The following is a 26954-nucleotide window of genomic DNA, read 5'->3' as shown; positions in this document are numbered from 1 at the left end:
GGTTGTCCGATAAAGGTACGAGGGGGAGTCATGGCCGGGGTGACAGATAGTTATCTGTATTTTCAGCTGCCGCTGTCGGTCCCACGGCTACTGACTTCAGCCGGCACGTCGTCCCCGGCCATGCGCTTGCGGAACAACGCCGTACGCGCCAGCAGCAACGTGGTCACCGGTACCGTGATCGACAGCAGGATCGGAATCAACCAACCGTGCAACACCGGCCCGGACTTGAGCACCGAAAAGTAGATGATCGAGGCCAACGCCACACACCACGCCCCCAGCGTCGAGGCCAGTGCCGGTGGGTGCATGCGCTGAAAGAAGTCCTTCATCCGCAACAGCCCAATCGCTCCAATCAGCGCAAACAGGCTGCTAAGCACCAATAAAACCGCGACGATCACTTCAACCCACAGCGGTAACACACCCATATTGATCATTCGATCACCTCCCCACGCAGCAGGAATTTCGCCAGGGCAAACGACCCCACAAAACCAAACAGCGCAATCAACAATGCCGCTTCAAAATACGTGTCACTGGCATACCGAATGCCCAGCACCAGCATCATCAGCATGGCCAGGATGTACAGGTAATCCAGCGCGAGGACCCGGTCCTGGGCCGACGGGCCTTTGAACAGGCGAATCAACGTCAGCACCATGGCCAGGGAAAACAGGAACAGGCTCAACAGGATCGCATTGGAGAGCAGGGCGCTCATTCGAAGATCTCCATCAGGGGCCGTTCGTAGGCGTGTTTGAAGTGCTCGATAAACTGCGCTTCGTCATCCAGGTCGAACACGTGGATCAGCAGGATGCTGCGGTCCAGGGCCAGTTCCGACCACACGGTGCCCGGCGTCACGCTGGTGATCATCGCCAGTACGGCCAGGCCGTTTGCATCCCGCAGGTCCAGCGGGATCTTGATAAAACGCGAGCGCGGAGGACGCGAACTGCAGACCAGGATGCCCCAGGCTACGGCAAGATTGGAGATGATCACGTCACGGCCCACCATGAAGAACAGGCGGATCATCACGCCCGGGCGGCGGATGCGGATCGGCAACGGGCGCAGCGGCGCCATCATCAGCGGTGCGGCAAAACCGAGAATCGCACCCAGCAGCAGGTTGCCGGGGCTGACGGACAGGTTCAACACCAGCCACAACAACCACAGCGCCAACGACAGCCACGGGGCAGGGAACAGACGCTTCATGGCTGCATCTCCAATGCGGCGGCCTTGGCTTCAGGGCTCGGCACCGGGCGCGTCGCCATGACCGCCATCACATAATGCTCCGGGTTGTTCAGGCTTTCGGCGGCGGCCTGGGTGTAGCGCATCAGCGGCTCGGCCTTGAAGGTCAGGACGATGCTCAGGCCCAGCAGGAAGAAAATCGGCACGCACTCGAAGCGGCGCAACAGCGGCGACGGGCGTTCTTCCGGGGTCCAGAAACGCTGGATACCGAGGCGGGCGAAGGCGATCAGCGAGGCCAGGCCGGAGAAGATCAACAGCGCCACCAGGCCCCACGCCGCCGGGCGCACCGGTTCGTCGACGGCATTGCCCAGCCCCATCGGGTTGATCAACGCGCTGAGCAGGCTGAGCTTGCCGATAAACCCGGACAGCGGCGGCATGCCGATGATCAGCAGGGCACAGGCGATAAAGCTCAGGCCGAGGAACGCTACGGTCCAGGGAATCACCTGGCCGACTACGGCTTTCTGTTCATCGTCGAGGTTGGTGCCGGGCGGTGGATGCAGGGATTCCATGGCCTTGGGCAGGGCTTCGATTTCATCGTCCAAGGGCATGTCGTTGGCCGAGCGCGAACGCTCGATCAGCTCGGCCAGCAGGAACAGCGCGCTCAACGCCAGGGTGGAACTGACCAGATAAAACAGCGCCCCGGCCGTCAGGCTTGGCTGGGCAAACCCCACCGCCGACAGCAGGATCCCGGCGGACACCAGAATGCTCAGGCTGGCCATGCGTTCCAGGCGTTGCGCGGCGATCATTGCCAGCGCCGCGCAGACGATGGTCGCCATGCCGCCATAGATCAGCCAGTCACCGCCAAACAGCGCCGAGGCCCCGGCCTGGCCGGAGAACAGCAGGTTCCACAGGCGCAGCACGGTGTACACGCCGACCTTGGTCATGATCGCAAACATCGCCGCCACCGGCGCACTCGCCGAGGAGTAGGCGGGTGCCAGCCAGAAGTTCAGCGGCCACATGCCGGCCTTGGCCAGGAAGGCGACGGCGAGGATACCTGCACCGGCGTGCAGCAGGCCGCGATCGGCCTCCGGTACCAACGGGATTTTCAGGGCCAGGTCGGCAAAGTTCAGGGTGCCGGTGACGCCGTAGATCAGCGCTGCGCCAATCAGGAACAAGGTCGAAGCCAGCAGGTTGATCGAGATGTAATGCAGCCCCGATGACACCCGCGCCCGACCGGAGCCGTGGAGCATCAAGCCGTAGGACGCCGCCAGCAGCACCTCGAAAAACACGAACAGGTTGAACAGGTCGGCGGTCAGGAAGGCGCCATACAGGCCCATCAACTGAATCTGGAACAGTGCATGGAAGCTGGTGCCGGCACGGTCCCAACGGGCCATGGCAAACAACAGGGCGCTGACGCCGATGATCCCGGTGAGCACCAGCATCATCGCCGACAGTTGGTCCACCACCAGCACGATGCCGAATGGCACCTGCCAGTTGCCCGGCAGGTACACGCCGATGGAGCCGGGGCCGCCTTTTTGGGTCCAGTACAGCAACAGCACGGCGATGCCGAGGCCGACCATGCTGGAGAACAGGTTGATCCGTGCCTTGAGCGGGCGGTGTTTCTCGCCGAGCATCAGCATCAGCGCGGCGGTCAGCAACGGCAGCAGGATCGGCGCGATGATCAGTTGATTCATCCAGGTCATTCCTTGGGCTCCCGGCCGTCCACATGGTCAGTGCCGGTCAGGCCCCGGGACGCCAGCAGCACCACCAGGAACAGCGCGGTCATGGCGAAGCTGATCACGATTGCCGTCAGCACCAGGGCCTGGGGCAGCGGATCGGTGTAGTTGAGCAAGTCTTGCGGCACGCCGTCCTTGATGATCGGCTCCTTGCCGATAAACAGGCTGCCCATGCTGAAGATGAACAGGTTGACCCCGTAGGAGAGCAGGCACAGGCCCGTCACCACCTGGAACGTCCGTGGCCGCAGGATCAGCCAGACGCCGGAGGCCGCCAGGACCCCAATGGCAATTGCGATGACTTCTTCCATCAGGCGGCTCCTCCTTGGCTGGCAACGGCTTTCGCCTGGTTGCTGGGTTTATGGGCACGCACCGATTGGTGGCCCAGGGCGGTGAGCATCAGCAAGGTCGAGCCGACCACCATGGCGTACACGCCGACGTCGAAGAACAGCGCGCTGGCGACGTGGATGTCGCCCAGCACCGGCAGGCTGAAGTGCCAGGTGTGGGTGGTGAGGAACGGGTAGCCGGCAAACAGTGCGCCAAGCCCGGTCAACGTTGCCGACAGCAAGCCAAAGCCCATCCAGCGCATCGGCCGCAGGCTCATCTGCGCCTCGACCCACTGGGTACCGGCGACCATGTATTGCAGGATGAACGCCACCGACATCACCAGCCCGGCGACAAACCCGCCGCCCGGTTGGTTGTGACCACGCATGAACAAATAGAACGAGACCACCAGGGCAATCGGCAGCAGCAGGCGCACCAGCACGGCCGGCACCATCATGAAGCCCAGGGCGGTGTCGCTGGCCTGGCGCGGGTTGACCAGGTCGGTGGCTACGTCGGGTGCGAGCTGGCGCTGTTGCGCCGGCAATTCCATGCTTTCTTTCGAAGGGCGGAAGCGGCGTAGCAGGGCGTAGACAGTCAGCGCCACGGCGCCGAGCACGGTGATTTCGCCCAGGGTGTCGAACCCGCGGAAGTCCACCAGCATCACGTTCACCACATTGCTGCCGCCGCCTTCGGGCAGGGCGCGGCTGAGGTAGAACGAGGAGATATCGTTGGGGGTCTGGCGGGTCAGCATCGCGTACGAGAGCAGCGCCATGCCGCCACCGACCACGGTGGACAGGAGGAAGTCCCGCAGACGGCGGATGCGTGCCTTGCGCAACGAGCTTGGCAGTGGCGAAACTTCTTCGATCCGCCGTGGCAGCCAGCGCAGGCCCAGCAGGATCAGCACGGTGGTGACCACTTCCACCACCAGTTGGGTCAGCGCCAGGTCCGGCGCGGAGAACCAGACGAAAGTCACGCAGGTCATCAGGCCGCACACGCTGACCATGGTCAGGGCCGCCAGCCGGTGGTACTTGGCTTGCCAGGCGGCGCCCAGGGCACAGGCGATCGCCAGCAGCCACAGGGTGACGAACACGATGGAGCCCGGGATCTTCGGCCGGTCGCCCCAACTGATACCGCTGTAGAGCATCGGGATCAACCCGGCGATCACTGCCGCCAGCACCAGCAGGAACAACTGGGTTTGCAGGCGCTTGGTGCTGATGCGTTTTTCGATCTTGCGCACCCCACGCATCATCACCACCAGGCAGCGCTCGAAGCCGCGCTTGCCGTTGAAGTAGCTGATGATCGGCGGGTATTTGAAGCGGCCCAGCTTGAGCTGCTTGCGCAGTAGCAGATAGAGCACGACACCGCCGGACATGGCCACCAGGCTCATGATCATCGGCGCGTTCCAGCCGTGCCAGATGGCGAGGCTGTACTCTGGCAGCTCACCGCCGACCACCGGCAGGGCGGCAGCGGCGAGGATCGAACCGACCACCTGGGCCGGGAAAATCCCCACCAGCAGGCAGGTAAACACCAGCAACTCCACCGGCGCGCGCATCCAGCGTGGTGGCTCGTGCGGAGTGTGAGGCAGGTTGGTGGCTTTAGGGCCGAAGAACACATCCACGGTAAAGCGCAGGGCATAGGCCACGCTGAAGGTACCGGCGATAGTCGCGATGACCGGCAGGGCGATTTCAACCCAGGCGGTGGCGGAGATAAATACGGTTTCGGCGAAGAACATTTCCTTGGACAGGAAGCCGTTGAGCAGCGGCACGCCGGCCATGGACGCACTGGCGACCATCGCCAGCGTCGCGGTAAACGGAATCAGCTTCACCAAGCCGCTGAGCTTGCGAATGTCACGGGTGCCGCTTTCGTGGTCGATGATCCCCGCCGCCATGAACAGCGACGCCTTGAAGGTGGCGTGGTTGAGGATATGGAACACCGCGGCGACGGCGGCCAGCGGGCTGTTGAGGCCCAGCAGCAAGGTGATCAGCCCGAGGTGGCTGATGGTGGAGTAGGCCAAAAGGCCCTTGAGATCGTTCTGGAACATGGCGCAATAAGCGCCGAGCAGCAGGGTAATGGCGCCGGCACCGCCGACAATCCAGAACCACTCTTCGCTGCCGGACAGCGACGGCCACAGGCGGGCCAGCAGGAACACGCCGGCCTTCACCATCGTCGCCGAGTGCAGGTAGGCCGACACCGGCGTCGGTGCAGCCATGGCGTGGGGCAGCCAGAAGTGGAAGGGGAATTGCGCGCTTTTGCTCAGGGCGCCGATCAGCACCAGGGCGAGCATGATCGGGTACAGCGAATGGGCACGGATCTGATCACCGGCCGCCAGGACCTGGTCCAGGTCGTAGCTGCCGACGATATGCCCGAGCAGCATCACCCCTGCCAGAAGGCACAAGCCGCCGGCGCCGGTGACCATCAGCGCCATATAGGCGCCACGCCGGGCATCGGCGCGGTGGTGCCAGTAGCCGATCAACAGGAACGAGAACAGGCTGGTGAGCTCCCAGAAGAAGACGATCTGGATCAGGTTGCCGGAAATCACCAAGCCAAGCATGGCGCCCATAAACGCCAGGAAAAACGCGAAGAAACGCGGCACCGGGTCTTCCGGCGACATGTAATAACGAGCGTACAGCGACACCAGGGTCCCGATGCCCAGTACCAGCATCGAGAACAACCAGGCAAAACCGTCCATGCGCAATACGAAGTTCAGCCCGAGGCTGGGCAACCACATGAATTCTTCACGTATCACGCCACCGTGGGCGATCTGGGGGTAGAGCAGGGCGACTTGAACCGTCCCGACCAGGGCGACGAGGCCGGCCAGCAGGGACTCTGTATTACGTGCGTTGTGCGGCAGCAAGGCCGCGAGACAGCTGCCGATAAAGGGCAGAAGCAGTAGAACTATCAGGGACATAGGCTTCTAATCTGCGGGAGTTTGGGATGCATCATACGTGCCGGAATCTTGATCACCAAACGGCAAGATGTGGCAGGATCCTACAAGGTAGGCTGAAAAAGACTGTTTGGCATTGTTTCAATGCCTGTATTCAGGGCAGGTATGCTGTTCAAAGGTTTTTTTCAGCCTGTTGCATAAGGACGTGTCATGACCCAACGATTGCTTCAACTTGACCATGTCGCCTACAGCCTGCCGGACGGGCGCATGCTGTTCGACAACCTGAACCATGCCTTCAGCGCCCGGGCGACCGGCCTCGTGGGGGCCAATGGGACTGGCAAGTCCTTGTTGGGCGCAATGCTCGCGGGCACCTTGCAGCCCACCCGCGGGCATGTGCGCCGTGAGGGCAGTGTGTACGCGGTGACGCAACTGCTGGAGCCCGAGCGCTATCCCACCGTAGCGGCGCTGGCAGGTGTCGACCAAGTGCTGGCGGCGTTGGCGCGTATCACCGAGGGCAGTCTGGACGAGCACGACCATGCACTGGCGGTCGATCAATGGGATTGCGCGCCTCGACTGGCGGCGGCCCTTGAACACATAGGCCTGGGGCACTTGGCTGCCGACTCGCCTACCGCGGCCCTCAGTGGGGGCGAACGCCAGCGCGTCGCTTTGCTGGGCGCCTGGTTGTCCAGGGCAGACTGGTTGATCCTCGATGAGCCCAGCAACCACTTGGACATTGATCAGCAACACAAGCTTGCCCAGCAGATTGATCGGTGGTCCGGCGGCCTAGTGCTGATCAGCCATGACCGTGGGTTGCTGGAGCACGTAGACGAGATTGTCGAACTGTCGCCCAAGGGCTTGGCGGTGTACGGCGGTAATTACAGCCACTATGCGGCGACACGGGAGCAGGAGCAGCAAGCGTTCCAGTCGGCGTTGCAGGGGGAGCGCGCGCACGCCAGACGTGAGCAGCGTGAAGCGGTCATCCAGATGGAGCGTCAGCAGCGCCGCAATGCCCGGGGCGACCGCCAGGCCCGGGATGGCAATCAGACCAAACTGATCACCAACGCCCAGAAAGAGCGCAGTGAAAACAGCCAGGGCAAGTTGCGCCTCAATCAGCAGCTGGCGCGTGAGCAGCAACAGCAGCGGATCGCCGAGGCGCGTGCACGGTGTGCGCCCGAGATCCAGCGCATGATGCTGTCGCCGGAAAGCGTGGTGCCTCAGGGCAAGCTGGTGTTGCAACTCAACGAGGTGGTGCTGCCGTTTGGCAGCCGCGCACCGATCAATCTCACCCTGACCGGCCCGATGCGCATGGCGATCCTGGGGGCCAATGGCAGTGGCAAGTCGACCCTGCTGCGGGTGATTGCCGGCCAGTTGCCGGTGGCTGCCGGTGAGTTGGCGCGCAGTTGCCATATCGGCTGGCTGGACCAACACGCCGGGCTGGAGCACCCCGAACGCACGGCGGTGCAATGGCTCTACGAAAGTAATCCGCTATTGACGCAAAGCGAAGCGCGTACCCGGCTGGCGCAAATGGGCATTGATGCTGACCGCGCGATGCTCGACACCTGCCAACTGAGCGGTGGCGAGCGCCTGAAAATTGCCCTGGCCGCACAGCTCTACGCCCAGCGTCCGCCGCAATTGCTGTTGTTGGACGAACCCGATAACCATCTGGACTTGCCCAGCCGGATTGCCCTGGAGCAAATGCTCAATCAATACCAGGGGGCATTGATCGTGGTGTCCCATGACGAGGCGTTTCTGCAATCCATTAACCTGGACGGCGAGTTGCGCCTCTGAGGCGTTTAACCCTGCTTTTCGTGTTCCAGTTCGATCTCGTGTTCGGCGAGCCGCTGCCGGCGGGTTTTCATCTCACTGACAATCACCGCCGCCACAATCAACGCCGCGCCCACCATGGCAATCGGTGGGAAGCGCTCGCCGGCAATCCGCCCGACCACGCCGGCCCACACCGGCTCCCCGGCATAAATCAGCGTGGCGCGAGTCGGCGAGACGCTTTTCTGCGCCCAGTTCATCGCCACCTGAATCACCGCGCTGGTGAGTCCCAGGCCCACCGCGCTGAACAGCAGCAACCAGGAAAACTCCGGCAGCGCCTCGCCCATCGGCACCACCATCAGGAACGACAGCACTGAAGCCGTGGCCAGTTGCACCACCGTCACCCGACGCACATCCACCTGCCCGGCAAAGGCGCTGATCAGGATGATCTCGGCGGCAATCGCCACCGCACCGATCAGCGTGGCGATTTCACCGGGGCTGAAATTCAGTGATGCCCCGGCCGGGCCGGTCAACAGCATCAACCCGGTAAACGCCAGCATGATGCCGATGCTCGGCATCAACCCCGGCCGCCGTCCCAGTACCAGCCATTGCAGCAGCGGCACGAATGGCACATACAGCGCAGTAATAAATGCCGACTGGCTGCTCAGGATCGTCTGCAAGCCAATGGTCTGCAAACCGTAGCCAAACATGATCGCCACACCGATAAAGCACCCGGCCTTCAACTCAAACAGCGTCAGGCCTCGCAGGCTGCGCAATGAAAACGCCCCGACGATCACAGCCGCCGCCGCAAACCGCAGGCCGACAAAAAACATCGGGCCGCTCACGGCCATGGCGTGCTGCACCAGCAAAAAGGTGCCGCCCCAAAACATGGTGATCACCACCAATACACATTCGGCTTTGCTGAAACGGGAAAACAATGGGGAGGTGGTCATGGCGGCTCGGTCTTGCACAGTAGGGGCGCGGACCGCACAATGCGCCGCAAGCTGGGCAGTATACTGCGCAACCCCACCCTGTGAGCAATATAGTGCACAAAGAAAATCCACAACGGGCCTCGGTCCTGCAACACGTCAGCCAGAACGTTCGGCGTTTGCGCCATGCGGCCGAATTGAGCCAGACGGCGTTGTCCGAAAAGTCCGGCGTCAGCCGGCGCATGCTGGTGGCAATCGAGGCGGGGGAGAAGAACGTCAGCCTGTCGACCCTCGACCGAGTGGCCGAAGCCCTGGACGTGGCCTTCAGCGACCTGATCCAGGCCCCGGATGCCGCTGATCACAGCCGTATCAACGAACTGGCCTGGGCCGGTGACATCCCCGGCAGCAAAGCCGTGCTGCTGGCCAAAGCCACCGCGCGCCGCGAGGTGGAACTATGGGAGATGCGCCTGGAGCCCGGCGATCGCTACATGCCCGAACCGGACCCCGAGGGCTGGAGCGTGCAGTTGTTTGTGTTCGAAGGCACGCTGACGCTGGTGCTGGGTGACGAGGAAAAACACGTCGCCACCGGTGAGTTCCTGATGTTCGCCAGTCGCCACCTTCACGCCTATCGCAATGACGGCGAAGTGGCGGTACGGTTTGTGCGTAACGTGGTGATCTAACTGTTGGCAGCGCAACAGTGGTTGGACACTTTGCTGTTTTGAACCGCCAACGACTTCCCTGACTTACCGGCAACCCGCTGATTTCATTGATCATTGGATTCAGGCACGACTCCTGCAATTACCCCAGTATCTCTCTGGAGCCTGGAGTCGGCCCATGTCAGCCCAACCCCTGCAACCTGCCCACATCATTCGTTCAGACGCCGAAGCCATTGCCGTCGCCACCGAGCTGGCCAAGCGTTTTGCCGTCGAGGCCGGTGTGCGTGACCGCGAACGACGCCTGCCGGTAGCCGAGCTGGATGAATTTTCCGCCAGCGGCCTGTGGGGCATCACCATTCCCAAGGCCTACGGTGGCGCCGGCGTGTCCTATGTGACGGTGGCCGAGGTGATCAAGCTGATCTCCGCCGCCGACCCGTCCCTGGGGCAAATTCCGCAGAACCACCTGGGCGTCGTCGACATCCTCCTGCAAACCGCCAGCGAGGAACAAAAACAGGATTACTTCGCCAAGGTCTTGCAGGGTTATCGCTTCGGTAATGCCTTCTCCGAGGCCAAGAGCAAAAACGCCGGTACCTTTGATACGCAAGTGCGCTTTGACGGCGACAGCGCGTACATCAATGGCGAGAAGTTCTACTGCACCGGCGCACTGTTCGCCCATATCGTGCCGACTGTGGGCGTCAACGAAAAAGACCAGGCCTTCATTGCCTTTGTCGAACGCGACGCGCCGGGCCTGCAAGTGATCGACAGTTGGGACGGGTTTGGCCAACGTACCACGGCCAGCGGGGGCGTGACCCTCGACGGCGTGAAGGTGCCGCTCAGTGCGGTGATTCCCGCCCACCAGGCGTTCGATCAGCCCACCGCCAACGGCCCGATTTCGCAAATCATCCAGGCGGCCGTCGACACCGGCATCGCCCTCGGTGCCCTGGAACAAGCCAAGATTCATGCCCGCCAGGCCCGGCCCTGGATCGACAGCCAGCAGGATCACGGTTGGCAAGACCCGTTCACCATTGCCGCCATCGGCGACCTGGAATGGCGGGTCCACGGCACCGAAGCGATCCTCGCCAAGGCCGGCGTTGCCGTAGACCAGGCCTTGGCCAATCCCAACGAAGACACGGTGGCCAACGCGTCGCTGGTGGTCGCCCAGGCCAAGGTGTTGTCAGCCGAAACCGCGCTGCTCGCCAGCAGCAAACTCTTCGAACTGGCCGGCACCCGTTCGGTGTCCGGCAAGCACAACCTCGACCGCTTCTGGCGCAACGCGCGCACCCACACCCTGCATGACCCGGCCCGCTGGAAATACCACCTGATCGGCAACTTTGTGCTCAACGGCGTCAAGCCTGCACGCCATGCCTGGAACTGAGGAGCTTTATCCATGACCGCACTGAATCAGGCGCGCCAACTGCTGGAAAGCACCCGGCGCTTTGTCGAGAAAAGTGATGACCCCTACGTGATCAGCCGCTTCGGCGATTTGCAGATTCGCGTGGAGGTCGCGGCCGCTTTGTTCGAGCGTGCCGAAACCCACCCCAGCCCGGTTGCCCTCACCGAAGCGCAGATCGCGGCGGCCGAAGCTCTTATCGCCGCCAGCAACGCCGAATTCGAACTCACCGGCCAGCGCACCGCACTGCCACCCACCCTTGATGATCCCTTGCGCTGGAAATACCAGATTGTCGGCAACTACCACCTCAACGGTGTCGCCCCCCGGAGTACTGTTTAATGCCTCGTGAAATCCGCTTGAATGCCTTCGACATGAACTGTGTCGGCCACCAGTCGCCGGGCCTGTGGGCGCACCCGCGTGACCGCTCGTGGCAGTACAAAGACCTGGAATACTGGACCGACCTGGCGAAAATCCTCGAGCGCGGCAAGTTCGACGGCCTGTTTATCGCCGACGTGCTGGGCATCTACGACGTCTACAACGGCAACGGTGACGCGGCGATTCGCCAGGCTACCCAAGTGCCGGTCAACGACCCACTGTCGCTGATCGCACCGATGGCGCTGGTCACCGAACACCTGGGTTTTGGCCTGACGGCTTCACTGTCCTTCGAACACCCGTACCCGTTCGCCCGGCGCCTTTCCACCCTCGATCACCTGACCAAGGGCCGCGTCGGCTGGAACATCGTCACCTCGTATCTGGAAAGCGGCGCGAAGAACCTCGGCCAGAAAGCCCAGACCGAACACGATGCGCGCTACGACTACGCCGAGGAATACCTGGAGGTTTGCTACAAACTCTGGGAAGGCAGCTGGGAGGAGGGCGCCGTGTTGCGCGACCGCGAGCGGCGGATTTTCAGTGACCCGAGCAAGATCCACGAGATCCGTCACGTCGGCAAACACTTCCAGGTGCCCGGCATTCACCTCTGCGAGCCTTCGCCACAACGCACCCCAGTGCTGTACCAGGCCGGCGCTTCCAGCCGGGGCAAACAGTTCGCCGCCGAGCAGGCCGAGTGCGTATTCGTTGCCGCACCTTCGAAAGTACTGCTGAAGAAAACCGTCGCTGACATCCGCCGGCGTGCGGCTGAGGCAGGCCGTGATCCGAAGAAAATCCTGATCTTCAACCTGCAGACGGTGATCGTTGGCGAAACCGACGCCAAGGCCAAGGCCAAGTTTGAAGAGTACAAATCCTACGTCAGCTACGAAGGCGCAATGGCCCTGATCTCCGGCTGGACCGGCATTGATTTCAGCCAGTTCAAGCCTGATGAACCCCTCAAGCATGTGCACACCAACGCTATTCAATCGGCTGTGGAAGCGTTCTCCACCGCAGACCCGAACAAGGTCTGGACCCCGAATGAACTGGCAGACTGGGTTGGCATCGGCGGCTTCGGCCCGTTGTTTGTCGGCGGCCCGGAAACCGTGGCCGATCTGTTGCAGGAATGGGTTGAGGAGACCGATGTGGACGGCTTCAACCTGGCCTATGCACTGACCCACGAGACCTTTATCGACGCGGTCGAGCTGCTGGTGCCGGAGCTGCAGAAGCGTGGCGTGTACAAGACTGAGTATGCCCAGGGCACCCTGCGGGAGAAGTTGTTTGGAGACGGCGCACGCTTGGCGGATAACCATCCTGGAGCCCGCTATCGTGACCTGAAGGCCACTGCGATCTAACGGGAGAAACTGAATCAATGTGGGAGCTGGCTTGCCTGCGATAGCGGAGTATCAGCCGGTAGAGATGCAAGCTGACTCACCGCCATCGCAGGCAAGCCAGCTCCCACATTTGATCTTCATCGATCCAACGATTTCAGCCAGCGGACCACCGCATGCTTGTTTCACCAATAGGAGCATCACCCTATGAGCGTGCATGAACTCGAACTTCCGCTGGATGTGGAATGGCCCGCCGAACGGGTCACGGTGCTGCCCGAGGCGTTGGCGCAACTGCGCCATTGGGCACAAGTGACCCCGTTGCACAGCGCCCTGCGCCACAAGCGTGACGGCCAGTGGTACGCCTGGCGCTGGATTGACACCCTGCGCGACGTCGAGCGTCTGGCCGATGGCTTGCGTCAGCAGGGTTTTACCGAACAGTCGCGGCTGGCCCTGAGCGGTGCCTTCGAACCCGGTTTGTTGCTGCTGGCCCTGGCCGCCCAGGTGATCGGTGGCCAAATCCTGACCCTGGCGGACGACCTGGAGCCCGCCGCCTTGCAGCAACAGGTGTGGCGCATTCGTCCTACCCACGCATACATCCAAGGGCTGCAGCCGGTGGCGCTTGTGCAACAGGTCGGCCCCGTGGACACCTCGCAACGGCTCTGCCGCTGGTGGCAGCCATCCGGCAAAACCGAATTGTGGAGCGAGGAGAGCACCCACTGGCAAGGCGGCCTGGCGACGGTGCTGGCGCAATGGCTGAGCAGCGGCCAAAGCCTGGGCTTCCCACAGTCGGGCTGAACTAGGCGTCCCGGGTCGATGTGCTGGATACTGCACGGGGCGATTTTTACCACAACCATTCAGGCAGACAGTAAGGGCGCAATTTCATGAGTGAAACCGAACGCGGACAGGCGACGAGCGCCATTCGCAACGCTGATGTGCTGATTGTCGGCGGCGGCCTGAGCGGGACGATGCTGGCGGTGCAACTGCTGCGCCTGCCGGGCAAGCGGCAGATCCTGGTGATTGAACCGCGTCAGGAACTGGGGCGCGGCGAGGCCTACAGTGCGGTGGAACTCGGCCACACCCTGAACGGCAACGCCGCACGTATGAGCGTCGACCCGGACAACGCCGATGACTTGACCCAATGGCTGACGGATTACATTGCCAAAGGCGGTTGGCCGGAGTCGGACCAACAACACGTGCCCATCAGCGAACTGTTTCCGCCCCGCGGAATTTTTGGCTTGTATGCGCAACAACGGCTGGCGGAGGCCAGGGCGCTATCGGCGTCGACCGTCGAGCATGTCCGGGCTGAGGTGACAGACCTTGAGGTGGATGAACACGCCACGCTGCTGACCTTGAGCGACGGCCAGCAACTGCGCGGTGCGTTTGCCGTATTAGCCACCGGCATGTTCCCGGCAGCGCGTACACCTCAGACCGAATCCAGCGGCTTGAATGCCGCGGCGGTCGACCCGTGGGATGTGCAGGCCATGACCCAATTGGACCCGCACTCCACGGTGCTGATCATCGGTTCCGGGCTGACCATGGTGGATGCCGTAGTCTCACTGGAACAGGCCGGCCATCGCGGGCCCATCGAGATTTTTTCGCGCCACGGCCTGCTGCCCCACGTGCGCCGGCAGCCGCCGGCCTGGGTCGATTTCCTGGGAGAAGACCACCGCTTGCGCAGCCCTCGGCAATTGCTGCGGGAAGTACGCCGCCAATGCAAGCTCGCGCTGGAGCAGGGGATTGACTGGCAAGCGCCGCTGGACACTGTGCGCGCCAATATCGGACGTTTGTGGAGCCAGGCCAGCGAGGCGGAGAAACGCCAGTTCGTGCGGCATATTCGGCCTTGGTGGGAAAGCCATCACCACCGCTCGCCGCCCCTGAGTGCCGAGTTGGTGGCGCGGTTGCACGGGGAAGGGCGGTTGCGGATTCGGGCAGCTTCGTACAAGGGGCTGGTGCCTTCGGCGGGTGATGTCACCATTCGCCTGCGCCCTCGTGGCGAGCAGGAAGTCGTCCAGGTGTCAGGGGCGGCGCTGATCAACTCCAGCGGGATTGAATACGACTGGCGGCGCGTGGCCAGGCCGTTGCCCCGACAGTTGCTCAAACGTGGGTTGATTCAACCCGGGCCGTTGGCCTTGGGGATTGCGGCGGATGTGTCGGGTGCCGTGCTGGACGCCCACGGCCAGGTCAGCCAGCGACTGTTTGCCATGGGCCCACCGTTGCGCGGGATGTGGTGGGAAAGTACCGCGGTGACGGATGTGGCGATTCAGGCCAAGGCCCTCGCCGCCAGGTTGGCACACCTCTAAATCTAATGTGGGAGCTGGCTTGCCTGCGATAGCGGTGGGTCAGCTGCATTTTTATCAACTGACAGATTGCTATCGCAGGCAAGCCAGCTCCTACAGGTCGGGGTTCATGGCCCGACCTTCACAAACCCCGGCTTCAACCCAAACACCTCCACCCCCTGCGCCGTCGACTGCCCGGTTGTCACCGTCACCCGCTCCACCGGCTTATCCATCGCCGCGCGATATTCCACAGTCGTCACCCCCTCCCCGCGACTGATCGCCTGGGCCGGCACGACAATCGCCTGGTCATTGTTGTAGGTCACGATGGTCAACCGCGCACTCATCCCCAACCTTACCCGTTGCAGCTGCTGCGGCGTCAGCTTGGGAATCGACAGGGTTACCGGAAACTGCGCGCTGCCCTGGCTGTCGCTGGCAATCGCCAAGCCACTGACCACACTGACCGACCCTGTCAGCCGTTCCCCGTCAAACCCGTCGCCCAGCACCTCCACCGCCTGCCCTTGGTGCAACTGGTTGATATCCAGCTCCGAGACCTTCGCGACGATTTTCAGCTTCTCGATGTTCGCCAGGCCAAACAGCACCTGGCCCTGGCTGACCTTGCTCCCGGCCTGCACCGGTGTGTTGTTGTTCCCGCCACCCTGGGCCGATGAGTTACTGCCCGGCGCCGGCACCACAATGCCGGAGAACGGTGCCTTGACCTCCTTGCCATCCAGCAAGGTGCGCAGGGCGTCATATTTCACCGTGGCGTTGGTCAGCTCCATATCGGCGATCTGTCGGTATTCGCCCTTGCCTTGCTCCATCGCCTGTTGCAGTTCGCCACGGGCGGCCACCAGGTCCAGCTGTTGCTGGGTGGCCTGTTGCTTGAGGTCATCGAGTTCGTTGCGCGGGATGATGCCGCGCTTGAACAGGTTCTCGCTTTCGGTGAGTTTGCGCTGGGTGTTGCTGGCGGTCATCTCGGCGGTGCGCAGGGTGCGGCGGGCGCGCCCGACTTGCTGGCCGCTGTCCCAGTCCTGCATTTCCTGCACGGTGCGTCGGGCCTTGAGCTGCGCCGAGAGGGCGTCGCGCAGTTGCACTTCAACGGTGGCCGGGTCCATGCGCAGCAGCACCTGGCCGGCTTCCACTCGCTGGCCCTGTTCCACCAGGTTGGCCTGCACATTGCCGTCGAACGGTGCGGTGAGGGTGATGGTGGTGTCAGGCTCGATCTTGCCCACCAGGCCGATCTGATGCACCAGCGGGTCGACTTTCACCTCCAGCCACTGTTCGGCGTTGCCGGTCGGGTTGGCGGCCGGGCTTTGACGGCTGAGCAGCGTGATGCCGACACCGGCCACCAGCACAATCAACACGGCACCCAGCAGGCGCTTTTTATTAGTAGTCATTGAGGGCGATTTCCCAACTTTCCAGCGTCATGCCCAGGGTCAGGTCGAACTGAGTCTGGGCGTTCAAATAGGCAATCAGTGCATTGAGCCGCGAGTTTTCGGCGTTGCGCAGGTCGGTTTCGAAACTCAGTACCTGGAAGTTGGTGGAGCGCCCGGCGCTGAGTTTTTCCCGTTCGATTTCGATCTTGCGCTTGGACAACTCCACCGCCCGCTGGGAAATTTCATACTGACGCCAGCGGGTGCCCAGGTCGCGTACCACGTCGTTGACGTCGCGCTCCAGTTGCTGGCGCGCGTCGGCGATGATGATCTCCTGGTTTTCCACGTCGACTCGCGCGTGCACCTCGGCCTGGTGGGTGCTGATATCACCGATGGGAATCTGCACCTGCACACCGGCGTAGCTGTCCCAGCGCCGGTTATTCGAAGAGCCGTTGTCGTTGTCGGTGGCGGCCCGAATCTGGTTGGCGCCGGCCACCAGGTCCACTTGCCAGCGTCCGGAGTCCTTGGCGATCACCAGGTTGAGGTCGGCCTGCTGGCTGCCGAGCAGGGTGGCGAGGTATTCCGGTTGCTGGTTCTGCGCCAGGAGGAAAGCCTGGCGCTTGTCGATGTCCATGCGCTTGGCTTCAAGGGCTTCGGTAGCACGGATAGGTGTCGACAGGTCGAGGGCCAGCAGGCGCAGCAGGGCCAGGCGGCTGGTGTCCAGTTGGTTCTGGGCTTCTTCCACTCCCAGTTGCTGGGTGGCGATATCGGCTTCGGTCTGCACGATCTCGAACTCGGCCATGCGCCCGGCACTGATCAGCGCCTTGTTCACCTCCAGCAAGGTGTCGGAGCGCTTGAGGGCGTCCTGGACGATGCTTAACTGTTCCTGGGCCCGCAGCAGTTCGCGGTAGGTGGCGATGATATTGCTGATGGTCTGCGCCACGTTGGCCTTGAGGTTCAGGCGGTTGGCCTGCTCCGCCAGGCGTGACAGGCGCAGCGGCGCGGTGGTGGCGTTCCAGCCGGCGCCACGCATCAGGGGCTGGATCACCGACAGGTCGAGGCCGTCGCTGCGGTAGCGCCCGGCGCGATCGGCATTGTTCAGTTGCTGGGTCCAGTTCATGCTCAGCCGCGTGCCGTACTCACTGAGCAAGGTGGCATTGGGCGCGAGGTTAGCGTTGCGGGAGCTGTCTTCAGTGCCTTTAGTGGTGCGGTAATAGCTGTTCAGGGTCAGCTTGGGGTTGAAGGTGTCTTCGGCCACCCGCAGGTCGAATTTCTGCGCCACCCGCTGCAGGTAGGCGCTGCGAATCGCCGGGTTGTTGCGCAGGCCCAGGTACACCGCATCCCCCAGGGTCAGTGTGGTGGACTGGGCATTCAGCGACACACTGCGTTCGTAGCCACTGCGGGTGGTACTGGGCGCGGAGGGGCGAATCACCACGTCGGCGGCCACGCTGTGCAAGCTCACCAGTGCGATCAACAACAGCAGCCGTTTATTCATCGCGCAGGGCCTCCACCGGCTGCAGCCGCGAGGCGGAGACTGCCGGGTAGATCCCGAAAAACAGACCTACCAGCAACGTACTGCCCACCCCCAGCGGCAGCGCGGCCACCGCCAGGGAAAACTGCCAGCCGGACAGCCAGGCATACAGATACGCGGCGGTCATGCCCAGCACCGCGCCGCACAGTGCCCCCACGGCAGTCAACGTCACGGCCTCCAGCAGGAACAGGTTGCGAATGTCTCGTTGGCGCGCGCCGAGGGCCATGCGAATCCCGATTTCCCGGCGTCGTTCCGAGACGTTCATCAGCATCACGTTCATCACCCCGACGCCGCCGCCCACCAGGGATATCGCGCCCAGCGCCAGCAGCAGGTAGGCGAAGGTGCGGCTTTGCCGGGTCATGCCGTCGATCATTTGCTGGGGCACCTGGATGTCGACATCGTGATCGGTGAGTTGATTGCTTAGCGCCACGGTCGCCTCTTGGGCAACACGTTCCATATCCTGGCCGGGGGTGGCGCGGATAATCACATTGCCGACTTGCGGGCTGGCATAGATCCGGCGCATGCCCGGGGCGGGCAAGAACAGCGATTCGTTGGCCTGTACCGGGATCAGCATCGCCCGGGGCTGGCTGTGCAGAATCCCCACCACCAGGAACAGGTAATCGTTGATGCGCACCCGGTCGCCCAGTTGCAGCGGGTCGCCGGGCGCGCTCAAGGCCTGGACGATCTGGTCACCGATCACCACATAGGTTTCGCCCGCATCGAAACTCGACAGGAAACGCCCGTCGCGCAGGGATAGGCGCATCGCGTCCTTCAAGTCTGGCGTCGTGCCAACAAAGCTTGCGTTGAAGGTGCGGCCATGGAACACCACTGGCCCGCTGAACAGCGAGACCGAGGCGATATGGGCGATGCCGGGAACGCTGCGGCGCACGGCTTCCAGGTCGAGGCTGGCCGGCATCTGTGCGTTGCTGGCGCCTTTGGGTGGAAATTGCGCCACCAGGGTGTCGGTGCCCATGTCCTTGAAAATCATCGCCGCGTCCTCGGCGGCGTTGTGCCCGATATTGATCAGTGCCACCACTGAGGAACTGCCGATGACGATACCCAACAGGGCCAGGATCGAGCGCTTGCCCAGGGTGCGCAGGCTGACAAACGCCTCGTGCAGCAACTGGCTCAGGCTTTGTTCGATCCGCAGGCTCATAGGCGCCCGGCCTCTTGCACCACGCCATTGCGCACCAGGATCTTGCGATTCAGGCGCTCGGCGATATGCGGGTCGTGGGTGACAATAATCAGCGTCACCTGCTGCTCGCGATTGAGCGCCAGCAGCAGGTCCATGATCTCCTGGGCGGTGGTGCTGTCGAGGTTGCCGGTGGGTTCGTCGGCGAGGATCACCGACGGGTTGCCGACCAACGCCCGCGCGATGGCGACCCGTTGGCGCTGGCCGCCGGAGAGGTCGGCCGGGCGATGGTGAGCACGGTCGGCCAGGCCCACCTGGTCGAGCATGCGCAAAGCCTGTTCCACCGAGTCATGGCGTGATACGCCGCGATAGCTCAGGGGCAGGGCAACGTTGTCCAGCGCACTGAGGCGTGGCAGCAAGTTGAAGCTTTGAAAGACGAAACCGATCTGCTGATTGCGGATCGCGGCCAGTTGGTCGGGGCTGGCGCTGAAGATGTCATGGCCGGCAAAGCGGTACTGGCCACAGTCGGGCAAGTCGAGCAGGCCGAGGATATTGAGCAGGGTACTTTTACCGGAGCCGGACGCGCCGAGAATGCCGCAGCTGTCGCCGGTTTCGATGGCCAGGCATACATCGTTGAGAATCGACAGGTGTTGCCCGGCCAGCTGATAGCTTTTGCCGATGCCTTGCAGGGAGATGAAGCCTGGGTGCGCGGGGGTATCTGTCATCGTGACTACGCCTGCAGCCTCGACAGCGCCGTGCTTCCCCCGAAAATCCTTGTAACAAGTTCAGGAGCTGCCTGGTACGCGTCACGGACTGGTTTTATTTCTTGTTTTTAAAATATTGTTTGAATACTAACCGCGATCCAGCTGTTCCGCCAGCCATGGATATAGAGCGGTTTTACCCTTTGAAACGATTCTTGAATGGGGCATTTCAAGCGCTTCAAAAGTCCTTTGACTACCCTCAACGAGCCCGTCGCTGTTGGCTTTGAATAGTATGGCGCAGTGTCACTACTTGCTTTCGGGCAGCGGCCCCGGTATAAAAAATCAAATTATTTTTTAAAACAATATTTCCGCAGTGGAACCCCACCCCCTATGGTCGCGAAGAAACTCAGCGCTCCAAACGTTACCAAGACTCGATTGCTGGATGCGACAGAGGCTCTTTTCATCAAGTACGGCTATGACGCTGTTTTGTTGCGGCAGATTACCGAGAGGGCTCAGGTCAATCTCGCTGCGGTGAACTACCACTTCGGGGACAAGGATTCCCTGATGAAAACCCTGCTGATGCAGCGCCTGGAGCCGCTCAACGAGCAGCGCCTGGAGTTGCTGGCAAGGTGCGAAGCCGAATCCGACGGCCCGCTGGATTGCGACACTTTGCTCGGCGTGCTGTTCGCGCCGGCCATGGGCCTGGAGCGCAGCGATCCGGCCAGTGGGGAAGGGCGTTCATTCATCCGCTTCCTGGGACGGGTTTACAGCGACACGTCGCCGTTTATCCAGGAATACCTCAAGGTGCATTACCAGCCGGTGTTCCAACGCTTCTTTGAAGCATTCGCCCTGGCCTTGCCGGACTTGCCGCGTAATGAGTTGGGGGTGCGCCTGCAATTTGCCCTCAAGGCAATCTCCGGGGTAATGGCCGGTACCGAGCTGCGTTTGCTGATGAATTCCATGAGCCTGGGGCGGCCGGCGACGGACGCCGAGGTGATGGCTAAGCTGATCACCCTGGTGTCGGCTGCGATTCGCGTGCCGCAGCAAAGCCCCGAAGCTGAAACGGCCCTGGCGCGGGTGCTCGACACTCAGCGTGCGATTCGTGAGCAAGCGTCGTCGCCTGTCAACAAGGTTGCTCGCTGACACATCAAGGCCGGCTCGCAATGAGCCGGCTTGCTTGATCCCACCTGTACACATCCTTGCGAACACTCAACTCCCGGGCAAAAAAAAGCCCGCTGGGGCGGCGGGCCTTGATGTGCAACGTTTGTAACGGATGAGGCTTTACCCTACGTCTCTGGATGTGAATAAAACGTGAAAAATATGTAAGAGAAAGTGTGAAGTCTAATAGCTTGTGTAAACCCGACAAATGGCTGTCAGCGTTGACAGTGAGCCCGGCCAATAAAGTCCAAAAGGTACTTGCTCACCCGTTCAGGCGCATCCTCCATCAGAAAGTGCCCGGCGTTCTCCACCACGTGCAGCTCTGCCCCACGAATGTCCTGTTGCAAGCGATGTGCATAAACCAGCGGCTGCCATTCATCTTCAGCGCCCCACAAAATCTGCACCGGCAAATCCATGCCCGGCAGGCGCTCAGCGAAATCGGCGGTATACCGCGAGTCGTAATGCGCCACCTGATGCTGGTAGAACGCCGGCTGGCCGATAACGCCACTGATCGGCGCCAGGTATTCCTCCAGCAGCGCGCCCTGCATCACGCTCTTGTCGGACACGGCCATGGCCAGTTGTCGGATCATCAACGTGCGGTGTTCATCCGGCGCCATGCGCGCATGTTCGGCAAATCGCTGATGAATCCCGCGCCAGGTGGGTGATGGCCACGAGTCATAGCTGGGCGCGTCGGCAACCGTCAATGAGTGCACCCGCTGTGGATGGTCAAGGGCAAACAGCAGCGCGTTGACGCCGCCGATGTCATGGCCCACCAGGTGCACACGCTCGAGCCCCCAGTGGTCCAGCAAATCGCCAATCAAGCGGCTTTGCACAGCCACCGACGTATCCCCCTGGAGTGGACGCTCCGAAGCGCCAAAACCCAACATGTCGAACAGGTGGACCTGCATGCCGGCGGCAGTCAGGCGTGGCACCACCTTGCGCCAGATGATGGAGTGGGCGGGCGTGCCGTGCAGCAACAGCACCGGCAGCCCCTCGCCATGGCGGCCAGTGGCAATGCGCCAACCGTTGATCAGAGCGGTTTCGTTAAGCAGGGCAGTCATGGCAAATCCTCGCGGTAAATAAAGGCGTTACCCTAAAGCGCAGCTGGTCATGACACCAATGACAACTTACTCTCTAGCAATCCTGTTTTTGTCATAGGTGTTGATCATGAACCAGCGACTGCCCATCGATGTGCTGCGTGCCCTGCAAACCGTGGTCGAAACCGGCAGCGTTACCCGTGCAGCCGAGCGCCTGAACCTCAGCCAGTCGGCGGTCAGCTGGAAGATCAAGCGCCTGGAGAAACAGCTTGAGCGACCGCTGATCCAGCGCGACGGCCAGCGCTTGGTGGCCAGTGACGACGGCGCGCAGTTGTTGATTCATGCCCGGCGCATCCTTGAAGCCCATGACGCAGCATTGGCGCATTTCAACCCAGTGCAATTGCAAGGCTCCATCCGCCTGGGCGCCACCGAACAGGTGCCGATGGCCGAATTGTCGAACTTGCTCGGCCAGTTTTCTCGGCAGCACCGCCAGCTGGATGTGCGGATCGTAGTGGAACAGAGCCACGTACTGCGCCAGGCCCTGGTGGACCGTGAGCTGGACCTGGCGCTGCACCAGGATTTCATCCCGCGTATCGAAGCGCGGGATCAATTGCTGTGGACCGAACAGGTGCACTGGTGCGCCCGGCCCGGCTGGCAGTACACCGCTGATTCTTGCGTGCGGCTGATCACCTTCGGCCCCGGCTGCTTTTACCGGCAACTGGCGCAGGAACGCCTGAGTGCAGTGGGGATTCGTTGGCAGGTGGTGGTGGAGTGCGGGTCGGTGGAAGGCGTGGTATCGGCCATCGCCGCCGGGCTGGGCGTCGGCCTGCTCAGCAGCGACCACCTCGACAAGCGTGTGGAAGTGCATCGCCCCTTCGACCAGCAGATGCCGTTGCCCGAAGTGGCGAACGTGTTGCGCTTTGCCGAGCACGGCCCCGAGCCCCGGTTGCAGGCATTGCAGCAACTGTTGGTACAGGCGCTGCACCGGGGCTGATCAGATTTTCCAATGGCTGGCGGTTTTAGCCAGCCGCTGGCGCATGCCATCAATATTGGCCGCCAGTTGCAGGGTCAATAACCGGTAACCATCCAGGGCGTTGACCACCGGCACTTCAAAGGTCTGCTCGTGGGTCGGCGTATTACTCGGCCGTTCCAGCCGGTCGGTCGCCCCGGATTGCAGCGCCCGCGCCATGCCGATCAACTGCACCCGAATCTGCCGATGCTCGGCCTTCAACCCCACCTGCATCCGCGCCAGGGCTTCCTTGTCCCGCGGATCGGGCCGGGTGTTGCCGAGAATCTCCAGGGTGCTGATGCACATCCGCAAATGCCGCTGCAGGGTGTCCAGCTCGGTCATGGAAATCCGCACTTCCTTGGACACCGACGGCATCAACGAGCGCAATTGCAGCATCGCCGCATTCAGTCGATTCAGCAGCTTGAGGTGCTCATCATCGGTGACCGACTGGCCGCTGATGATCCGGCTATAAATCGCTGCGCAATCGCGCAAGGCACTGGCCAGGTTGTAGCGCCAGGAATACACCGCATACAGCGGCAGTGCGAAGGAAAACGCCAGGGCCAGCACGATGCCGATCAGAATGTCGACGGTGCGCCACAACCCGTCCGACAACGGATTGTCGCCATGGCCGGCGACGATAAACACGGTGATTGCCGACAACAACGCAATGTACCCACCCTTGCCGATGGCGTGATAGGAAAAGAACCCGCACACCACCGACATCAGCAAATAGGTCAACAGCGGCTGGCCCAGGTACGTCTCCTGCACCACCAGCAGCAAACCGACGCTGGCACCGATCAACGTCCCGTAGGCGCGTTCGACGGCTTTTTTGCCGATATTGCCGTGGTGCTGCAAGCCGCCGATCACGATCAACATCGTCACCGAGGCCCACTCACCGTGGGGCAGATTGATGCCGGTGGTGAGCAGGATCGTCGCGAGCAACCCAATGGAAACCCGTACCGCATGGATCAATTTGGCGTGACGGTAGCGCCGATACGGGTCCAGCAGAGGGCGCAGCAAGCGGCGCGCGAAGAGGGGCAAGTGCAGGTTCATCAATCTGGATGTGGCCTCGTCAATAAGGATTCACACGGTCCAAATGTGGGAGCGGGCTTGCTCGCGAAGGCGGCGTGTCAGTCAATACATCCGGCGACTGAACCACCGCCTTCGCGAGCAAGCCCGCTCCCACATTTTTAGATCGGTGTTGGGCTCAGAAAATATAGTCAGTGGTCAAGAAGCTCGACGTGCGCTCCTGCAGGATATCGCTCACCAGTTCCTTATTGCTCGCCTGGAACTTGGTCGCCACCAGCGTACGGATCGAAAACACCCGCAACGCATCATGTACCGACAGCGTACCCTCGGCCGAGTTCTTGCGCCCGTTGAACGGGAAGCTGTCCGGCCCGCGCTGGCACTGGGCATTGATATTGATCCGGCCCACCTGATTGGCGAACGCGTCCACCAGGCGTCCGACTTCACCCGCGTCGGTGCCAAAGATACTCAGTTGCTGGCCGAAGTCCGATTCCAGCACGTAGTCGATCACCGTCTCAAGGTCGCGGTAAGGCACGATCGGCACCACCGGGCCGAACTGCTCCTCGTGGTACACGCGCATCTGCGGGTTCACCGGGTACAGCACTGCCGGATAGAAAAACGAGCCACGGCTGGCGCCGCCATTTTCGTTCACCACCTTGGCGCCGTGGGCCAGTGCGTCGGTGACCAGGCCGCCGAGGTAATCGACCTTGCCCTGCTCGGGCAGCGGCGTCAGCGACACGCCGTCTTCCCACGGCATACCAGGCTTGAGGGTCGCCAGCTTGCGGTTGAATTTCTCGATAAAGCTGTCGACCACATCTTCATGCACAAACAGGATCTTCAACGCGGTGCAACGCTGGCCATTGAAAGAGAGCGAACCGGTAACCGCTTCGCTGACCGCATTGTCCAGGTCGACCTGAGGCAGCACGATCCCGGGATTCTTCGCATCCAGGCCCAACGCCGCGCGTAGGCGGTGCGGTTTCGGGTGCAGTTTCTTCAAGTCACTGGCGGCCTTGTTGGTGCCGATAAACGCAAAGATATCGATCTTGCCGCTGGCCATAAGCGCGCTGACCGTCTCGCGGCCGCTGCCGTAGATCACGTTGATCACGCCGGCCGGGAAGCTGTCGCGGAACGCCTCCAGCAACGGGCGAATCAGCAGCACGCCGAGCTTGGCCGGCTTGAACACCACGGTGTTGCCCATGATCAGCGCCGGGATCAACGTGGTGAAGGTCTCGTTCAGCGGGTAGTTGTAAGGCCCCATGCACAGCGCCACTCCCAGCGGCACCCGGCGGATTTGCCCGAGGGTGTCCTGTTCCAGCTCGAAGCGGCTGGAGCGGCGGTCGAGTTCCTTGAGGGCATTGATGGTGTCGGTGATGTAGTCGCAGGTGCGGTCGAACTCTTTCTGCGAGTCCTTGAGGTTCTTGCCGATCTCCCACATCAGCAGCTTGACCACCGCATCGCGCTGTTCACGCATGCGCCGCAAAAACGCTTCGACATGCTGGATGCGATCCACCACGCGCATGGTCGGCCACGCGCCCTGGCCACGGTCGTAGGCGGCCACGGCGGCGTCGAGGGCGGTCAAGGCCGTGTCGGCGTCCAGCAGCGGTGTGCTGCCGATGATGACCGGCGTGTCGCCGTCGGCGCCGCGCAACTGCACCGGGCTGCGCACTTCGGCCAAGGGGCCGTTCCACACATGCAACTGGCCGCCGACCAGGTAATCACGTTGTTCAATGGGCGCCGCGAGCCGGAATTGCTCGGGAATCTCGGCGGCAGTGGGAAACAGCTGGGCGAGCAGGTTGTCGGTGGTCATGTCGCTACCCCTGGAATGGTTGCAAAACGTGACTAGAGATTCACCCATCAACGCCCCGCGTGGCAAGGGCTAGACGCATTACGCCCACAAGTGGCCCGTCAACAGGCCGCCGAAAAGCGCCACCCCCAGCGCCGCGCCCACCTGTCGGGCGGCGTTGAGGGTACCGGCGGTAATGCCCGCGCGGTGCTTGTCCACGGCGCCCATCAAGGCACTGGTGGCGGCGGGGGTGATCAACCCGGCGGCGAGGCCGATCACCGGCATCGGCAGGGCGATCCACAGGTAGGATGTGGTGGGGCCGTAGAGCAACATCGGGCCGAAACCCGCCAGGTATAAAAGCAACGCGACGCCAATCAACCGTTCGCTGCCCCAGGCTCGGACCAGACGGCTGGCGACCAGGCTGCCCAGGCTCACCAGCGCGGTCAGCGGCAGAAACGCCAGGCCCGTCCATAACGGGGAGTAGCCCAGTACTCGTTGGAAATACAGGCTCAGCAGAAACACCAGACCGTAGAGCATCAGCGCCGATATCAGCGACACCGCGACACAGGCGCTGAACACCGGGTTGGCGAACAACTTGAGCGGCAGCATCGGCTGCGCCTGGCGGGTTTCAATCCGCAGGAAGGCGATCCAGGCCACAACGCTCAGCAGGCTGGCCAACAGGATCGGCGTGGAAGACCAACCGCGCACCGGGCCTTCGATCAGCACGCCGATCAACGTTGCCAGTGCCAGGATCGCGCTCAACTGACCGCGCAGGTCCAGCGCCCTTGGCGAGCGCTCACTGGCGTTGAGGCGGGCACTCAAGGCAATCGCAATCAGCCCCAGCGGCAGGTTGGCGAGGAAAATACTGCGCCAGCCAAACAGCTCGATCAGCACGCCGCCCACCAGCGGCCCGGCCGCCATCGCAATACCGCCGCAACCCGCCCACACCCCGATGGCCGTCGCGCGTCCGGCCGCGTCGTTGACAAACGCCTGGTTGATCAGCGCCAGCGAACTGGGCACCAACAGCGCCGCCCCCACGCCTTGCAACACCCGCGCTGCCACCAGGGTCATCCAGTCCCCGGACACACCACACAGCAACGAGGCCAGGGTAAACAACAGCAACCCCACCAGATAAAGGCGGCGGGCGCCGAAGCGATCCCCCAGCGCGCCGCCACTGAGCAACAGGCTGGCAAAGCTCAAGGTATAGGCGCTGACCACCCATTGCAGCCCGCTGATGCCGGTGTGCAACGTGGTTGCGATGCGTTCCAGGGCGACATTGACGATGGAGGTGTCGAGTATCACCAACACATAACTCAGGCTGGTGGCGGCCAGTACCCGGCGTTGTGCAAGAAGAGGAGAAGGCATTACGGATCATCCTTGAAGAACCAGGCGG

24 protein-coding genes are annotated in these 26954 nt (G+C 62.4%); 9 read left to right on the top strand and 15 right to left on the bottom strand.

What is annotated here, in order from left to right:
* Nucleotides 1-62: 62 nt before the first annotated feature.
* Genes AU074_RS07500 through AU074_RS07475 form a run of 6 tightly spaced genes read right to left on the bottom strand, consistent with a single transcriptional unit; the run spans nt 63 to nt 6132 of the window.
* Entirely contained in the window at nt 63-431 is a 369-nt protein-coding gene (locus tag AU074_RS07500; RefSeq protein ID WP_076014182.1) for a Na+/H+ antiporter subunit G, read from the bottom strand.
* The gene (locus AU074_RS07495) at nt 428-706 is read right to left on the bottom strand and encodes a K+/H+ antiporter subunit F (protein WP_010209507.1); all 279 of its coding nucleotides are present in this window, start codon (nt 704-706) and stop codon (nt 428-430) included. Before AU074_RS07495 ends, AU074_RS07500 begins: the two co-directional genes overlap by 4 nt.
* Nucleotides 703-1191, bottom strand: coding sequence for a Na+/H+ antiporter subunit E (locus AU074_RS07490; protein WP_076014181.1), 489 nt, complete (start codon nt 1189-1191; stop codon nt 703-705). Before AU074_RS07490 ends, AU074_RS07495 begins: the two co-directional genes overlap by 4 nt.
* Entirely contained in the window at nt 1188-2870 is a 1683-nt protein-coding gene (locus AU074_RS07485; RefSeq protein WP_076014180.1) for a monovalent cation/H+ antiporter subunit D, read from the bottom strand. The genes AU074_RS07490 and AU074_RS07485 overlap by 4 nt, the downstream gene beginning before the upstream one ends.
* Entirely contained in the window at nt 2867-3211 is a 345-nt protein-coding gene (locus AU074_RS07480; protein ID WP_076014179.1) for a Na+/H+ antiporter subunit C, read from the bottom strand. The genes AU074_RS07485 and AU074_RS07480 overlap by 4 nt, the downstream gene beginning before the upstream one ends.
* Nucleotides 3211-6132: a monovalent cation/H+ antiporter subunit A gene (locus AU074_RS07475; RefSeq protein WP_076014178.1), complete on the bottom strand. Its 2922-nt coding sequence runs from the start codon at nt 6130-6132 to the stop codon at nt 3211-3213. Before AU074_RS07475 ends, AU074_RS07480 begins: the two co-directional genes overlap by 1 nt.
* A gap of 186 nt (nt 6133-6318) precedes the next feature.
* Between AU074_RS07475 and AU074_RS07470 the strand changes: the two genes are divergently transcribed.
* On the top strand, nt 6319-7896 hold the full coding sequence (locus AU074_RS07470; RefSeq protein ID WP_076014177.1) for an ABC-F family ATP-binding cassette domain-containing protein: 1578 nt from the start codon (nt 6319-6321) through the stop codon (nt 7894-7896).
* A gap of 5 nt (nt 7897-7901) precedes the next feature.
* Here AU074_RS07470 and AU074_RS07465 read toward each other — a convergent pair whose 3' ends face one another.
* On the bottom strand, nt 7902-8822 hold the full coding sequence (locus tag AU074_RS07465) for a DMT family transporter (RefSeq protein WP_076014176.1): 921 nt from the start codon (nt 8820-8822) through the stop codon (nt 7902-7904).
* Between the two features lie 92 nt (nt 8823-8914).
* On the opposite strand from AU074_RS07465, the gene AU074_RS07460 reads away from it, so the two are divergent.
* The 6 genes from AU074_RS07460 to AU074_RS07435 all read left to right on the top strand — a co-directional run bounded on the left by AU074_RS07460 (nt 8915) and on the right by AU074_RS07435 (nt 14838).
* Complete coding sequence (locus tag AU074_RS07460; RefSeq protein WP_076014175.1) at nt 8915-9478, top strand: helix-turn-helix domain-containing protein; 564 nt, start codon at nt 8915-8917, stop codon at nt 9476-9478.
* A 154-nt stretch (nt 9479-9632) separates the two neighbouring features.
* Nucleotides 9633-10829: an SfnB family sulfur acquisition oxidoreductase gene (locus AU074_RS07455; RefSeq protein ID WP_076014174.1), complete on the top strand. Its 1197-nt coding sequence runs from the start codon at nt 9633-9635 to the stop codon at nt 10827-10829.
* A gap of 12 nt (nt 10830-10841) precedes the next feature.
* A complete protein-coding gene (locus tag AU074_RS07450) occupies nt 10842-11183 on the top strand; it encodes an acyl-CoA dehydrogenase (protein ID WP_017477002.1) in 342 nt (113 codons plus the stop codon).
* Nucleotides 11183-12562, top strand: coding sequence for an LLM class flavin-dependent oxidoreductase (locus tag AU074_RS07445; protein ID WP_076014173.1), 1380 nt, complete (start codon nt 11183-11185; stop codon nt 12560-12562). Before AU074_RS07450 ends, AU074_RS07445 begins: the two co-directional genes overlap by 1 nt.
* Before the next feature lie 183 nt (nt 12563-12745).
* Nucleotides 12746-13333 (top strand): AMP-binding protein, encoded by a 588-nt coding sequence (locus AU074_RS07440; protein ID WP_076014172.1) that lies wholly within the window; start codon nt 12746-12748, stop codon nt 13331-13333.
* Between the two features lie 86 nt (nt 13334-13419).
* On the top strand, nt 13420-14838 hold the full coding sequence (locus AU074_RS07435) for an FAD/NAD(P)-binding protein (RefSeq protein ID WP_076014171.1): 1419 nt from the start codon (nt 13420-13422) through the stop codon (nt 14836-14838).
* A gap of 104 nt (nt 14839-14942) precedes the next feature.
* Here AU074_RS07435 and AU074_RS07430 read toward each other — a convergent pair whose 3' ends face one another.
* Genes AU074_RS07430 through AU074_RS07415 form a run of 4 tightly spaced genes read right to left on the bottom strand, consistent with a single transcriptional unit; the run spans nt 14943 to nt 19572 of the window.
* The gene (locus AU074_RS07430; protein ID WP_076014170.1) at nt 14943-16208 is read right to left on the bottom strand and encodes an efflux RND transporter periplasmic adaptor subunit; all 1266 of its coding nucleotides are present in this window, start codon (nt 16206-16208) and stop codon (nt 14943-14945) included.
* Nucleotides 16198-17679 (bottom strand): TolC family protein, encoded by a 1482-nt coding sequence (locus AU074_RS07425; RefSeq protein WP_076014169.1) that lies wholly within the window; start codon nt 17677-17679, stop codon nt 16198-16200. Before AU074_RS07425 ends, AU074_RS07430 begins: the two co-directional genes overlap by 11 nt.
* Entirely contained in the window at nt 17672-18871 is a 1200-nt protein-coding gene (locus tag AU074_RS07420; protein WP_076014168.1) for an ABC transporter permease, read from the bottom strand. The genes AU074_RS07425 and AU074_RS07420 overlap by 8 nt, the downstream gene beginning before the upstream one ends.
* Nucleotides 18868-19572, bottom strand: a complete 705-nt coding sequence (locus AU074_RS07415) for an ABC transporter ATP-binding protein (RefSeq protein ID WP_076014167.1) — start codon at nt 19570-19572, stop codon at nt 18868-18870. The genes AU074_RS07420 and AU074_RS07415 overlap by 4 nt, the downstream gene beginning before the upstream one ends.
* Before the next feature lie 366 nt (nt 19573-19938).
* On the opposite strand from AU074_RS07415, the gene AU074_RS07410 reads away from it, so the two are divergent.
* Nucleotides 19939-20691: a TetR/AcrR family transcriptional regulator gene (locus AU074_RS07410; RefSeq protein ID WP_076014166.1), complete on the top strand. Its 753-nt coding sequence runs from the start codon at nt 19939-19941 to the stop codon at nt 20689-20691.
* A gap of 230 nt (nt 20692-20921) precedes the next feature.
* On the opposite strand, the gene AU074_RS07405 is transcribed toward AU074_RS07410, so the two are convergent.
* Entirely contained in the window at nt 20922-21767 is an 846-nt protein-coding gene (locus AU074_RS07405; protein ID WP_076014165.1) for an alpha/beta fold hydrolase, read from the bottom strand.
* Nucleotides 21768-21873: 106 nt separating this feature from the next.
* On the opposite strand from AU074_RS07405, the gene AU074_RS07400 reads away from it, so the two are divergent.
* A complete protein-coding gene (locus AU074_RS07400; RefSeq protein WP_076014164.1) occupies nt 21874-22737 on the top strand; it encodes a LysR family transcriptional regulator in 864 nt (287 codons plus the stop codon).
* Here AU074_RS07400 and AU074_RS07395 read toward each other — a convergent pair whose 3' ends face one another.
* The 3 genes from AU074_RS07395 to AU074_RS07385 all read right to left on the bottom strand — a co-directional run bounded on the left by AU074_RS07395 (nt 22738) and on the right by AU074_RS07385 (nt 26926).
* Nucleotides 22738-23799, bottom strand: a complete 1062-nt coding sequence (locus AU074_RS07395; protein ID WP_076014341.1) for an FUSC family protein — start codon at nt 23797-23799, stop codon at nt 22738-22740.
* A 160-nt stretch (nt 23800-23959) separates the two neighbouring features.
* Nucleotides 23960-25585, bottom strand: a complete 1626-nt coding sequence (locus AU074_RS07390) for an NADP-dependent glyceraldehyde-3-phosphate dehydrogenase (RefSeq protein WP_076014163.1) — start codon at nt 25583-25585, stop codon at nt 23960-23962.
* A gap of 78 nt (nt 25586-25663) precedes the next feature.
* Nucleotides 25664-26926, bottom strand: a complete 1263-nt coding sequence (locus AU074_RS07385) for an MFS transporter (protein WP_076014162.1) — start codon at nt 26924-26926, stop codon at nt 25664-25666.
* Nucleotides 26927-26954 lie beyond the last annotated feature (28 nt).

It is taken from the genome of Pseudomonas sp. ATCC PTA-122608, from assembly GCF_001952855.1.
In the GTDB taxonomy this organism is placed as follows: Bacteria; Pseudomonadota; Gammaproteobacteria; order Pseudomonadales; family Pseudomonadaceae; genus Aquipseudomonas.
Note: the sequence above shows the minus strand (reverse complement) of the source record. Positions and strands in the feature narration are given on the sequence as shown.

Bases quoted from the DNA above. Each gene is read 5' to 3' on its own strand.
- AU074_RS07500 (WP_076014182.1), bottom strand. From the start codon at position 431: ATGATCAATATGGGTGTGTTACCGCTGTGGGTTGAAGTGATCGTCGCG.
- AU074_RS07495 (WP_010209507.1), bottom strand. From the start codon at position 706: ATGAGCGCCCTGCTCTCCAATGCGATCCTGTTGAGCCTGTTCCTGTTT.
- AU074_RS07490 (WP_076014181.1), bottom strand. From the start codon at position 1,191: ATGAAGCGTCTGTTCCCTGCCCCGTGGCTGTCGTTGGCGCTGTGGTTG.
- AU074_RS07485 (WP_076014180.1), bottom strand. From the start codon at position 2,870: ATGACCTGGATGAATCAACTGATCATCGCGCCGATCCTGCTGCCGTTG.
- AU074_RS07480 (WP_076014179.1), bottom strand. From the start codon at position 3,211: ATGGAAGAAGTCATCGCAATTGCCATTGGGGTCCTGGCGGCCTCCGGC.
- AU074_RS07475 (WP_076014178.1), bottom strand. From the start codon at position 6,132: ATGTCCCTGATAGTTCTACTGCTTCTGCCCTTTATCGGCAGCTGTCTC.
- AU074_RS07470 (WP_076014177.1), top strand. From the start codon at position 6,319: ATGACCCAACGATTGCTTCAACTTGACCATGTCGCCTACAGCCTGCCG.
- AU074_RS07465 (WP_076014176.1), bottom strand. From the start codon at position 8,822: ATGACCACCTCCCCATTGTTTTCCCGTTTCAGCAAAGCCGAATGTGTA.
- AU074_RS07455 (WP_076014174.1), top strand. From the start codon at position 9,633: ATGTCAGCCCAACCCCTGCAACCTGCCCACATCATTCGTTCAGACGCC.
- AU074_RS07450 (WP_017477002.1), top strand. From the start codon at position 10,842: ATGACCGCACTGAATCAGGCGCGCCAACTGCTGGAAAGCACCCGGCGC.
- AU074_RS07445 (WP_076014173.1), top strand. From the start codon at position 11,183: ATGCCTCGTGAAATCCGCTTGAATGCCTTCGACATGAACTGTGTCGGC.
- AU074_RS07440 (WP_076014172.1), top strand. From the start codon at position 12,746: ATGAGCGTGCATGAACTCGAACTTCCGCTGGATGTGGAATGGCCCGCC.
- AU074_RS07435 (WP_076014171.1), top strand. From the start codon at position 13,420: ATGAGTGAAACCGAACGCGGACAGGCGACGAGCGCCATTCGCAACGCT.
- AU074_RS07430 (WP_076014170.1), bottom strand. From the start codon at position 16,208: ATGACTACTAATAAAAAGCGCCTGCTGGGTGCCGTGTTGATTGTGCTG.
- AU074_RS07425 (WP_076014169.1), bottom strand. From the start codon at position 17,679: ATGAATAAACGGCTGCTGTTGTTGATCGCACTGGTGAGCTTGCACAGC.
- AU074_RS07420 (WP_076014168.1), bottom strand. From the start codon at position 18,871: ATGAGCCTGCGGATCGAACAAAGCCTGAGCCAGTTGCTGCACGAGGCG.
- AU074_RS07415 (WP_076014167.1), bottom strand. From the start codon at position 19,572: ATGACAGATACCCCCGCGCACCCAGGCTTCATCTCCCTGCAAGGCATC.
- AU074_RS07410 (WP_076014166.1), top strand. From the start codon at position 19,939: ATGGTCGCGAAGAAACTCAGCGCTCCAAACGTTACCAAGACTCGATTG.
- AU074_RS07405 (WP_076014165.1), bottom strand. From the start codon at position 21,767: ATGACTGCCCTGCTTAACGAAACCGCTCTGATCAACGGTTGGCGCATT.
- AU074_RS07400 (WP_076014164.1), top strand. From the start codon at position 21,874: ATGAACCAGCGACTGCCCATCGATGTGCTGCGTGCCCTGCAAACCGTG.
- AU074_RS07390 (WP_076014163.1), bottom strand. From the start codon at position 25,585: ATGACCACCGACAACCTGCTCGCCCAGCTGTTTCCCACTGCCGCCGAG.
- AU074_RS07385 (WP_076014162.1), bottom strand. From the start codon at position 26,926: ATGCCTTCTCCTCTTCTTGCACAACGCCGGGTACTGGCCGCCACCAGC.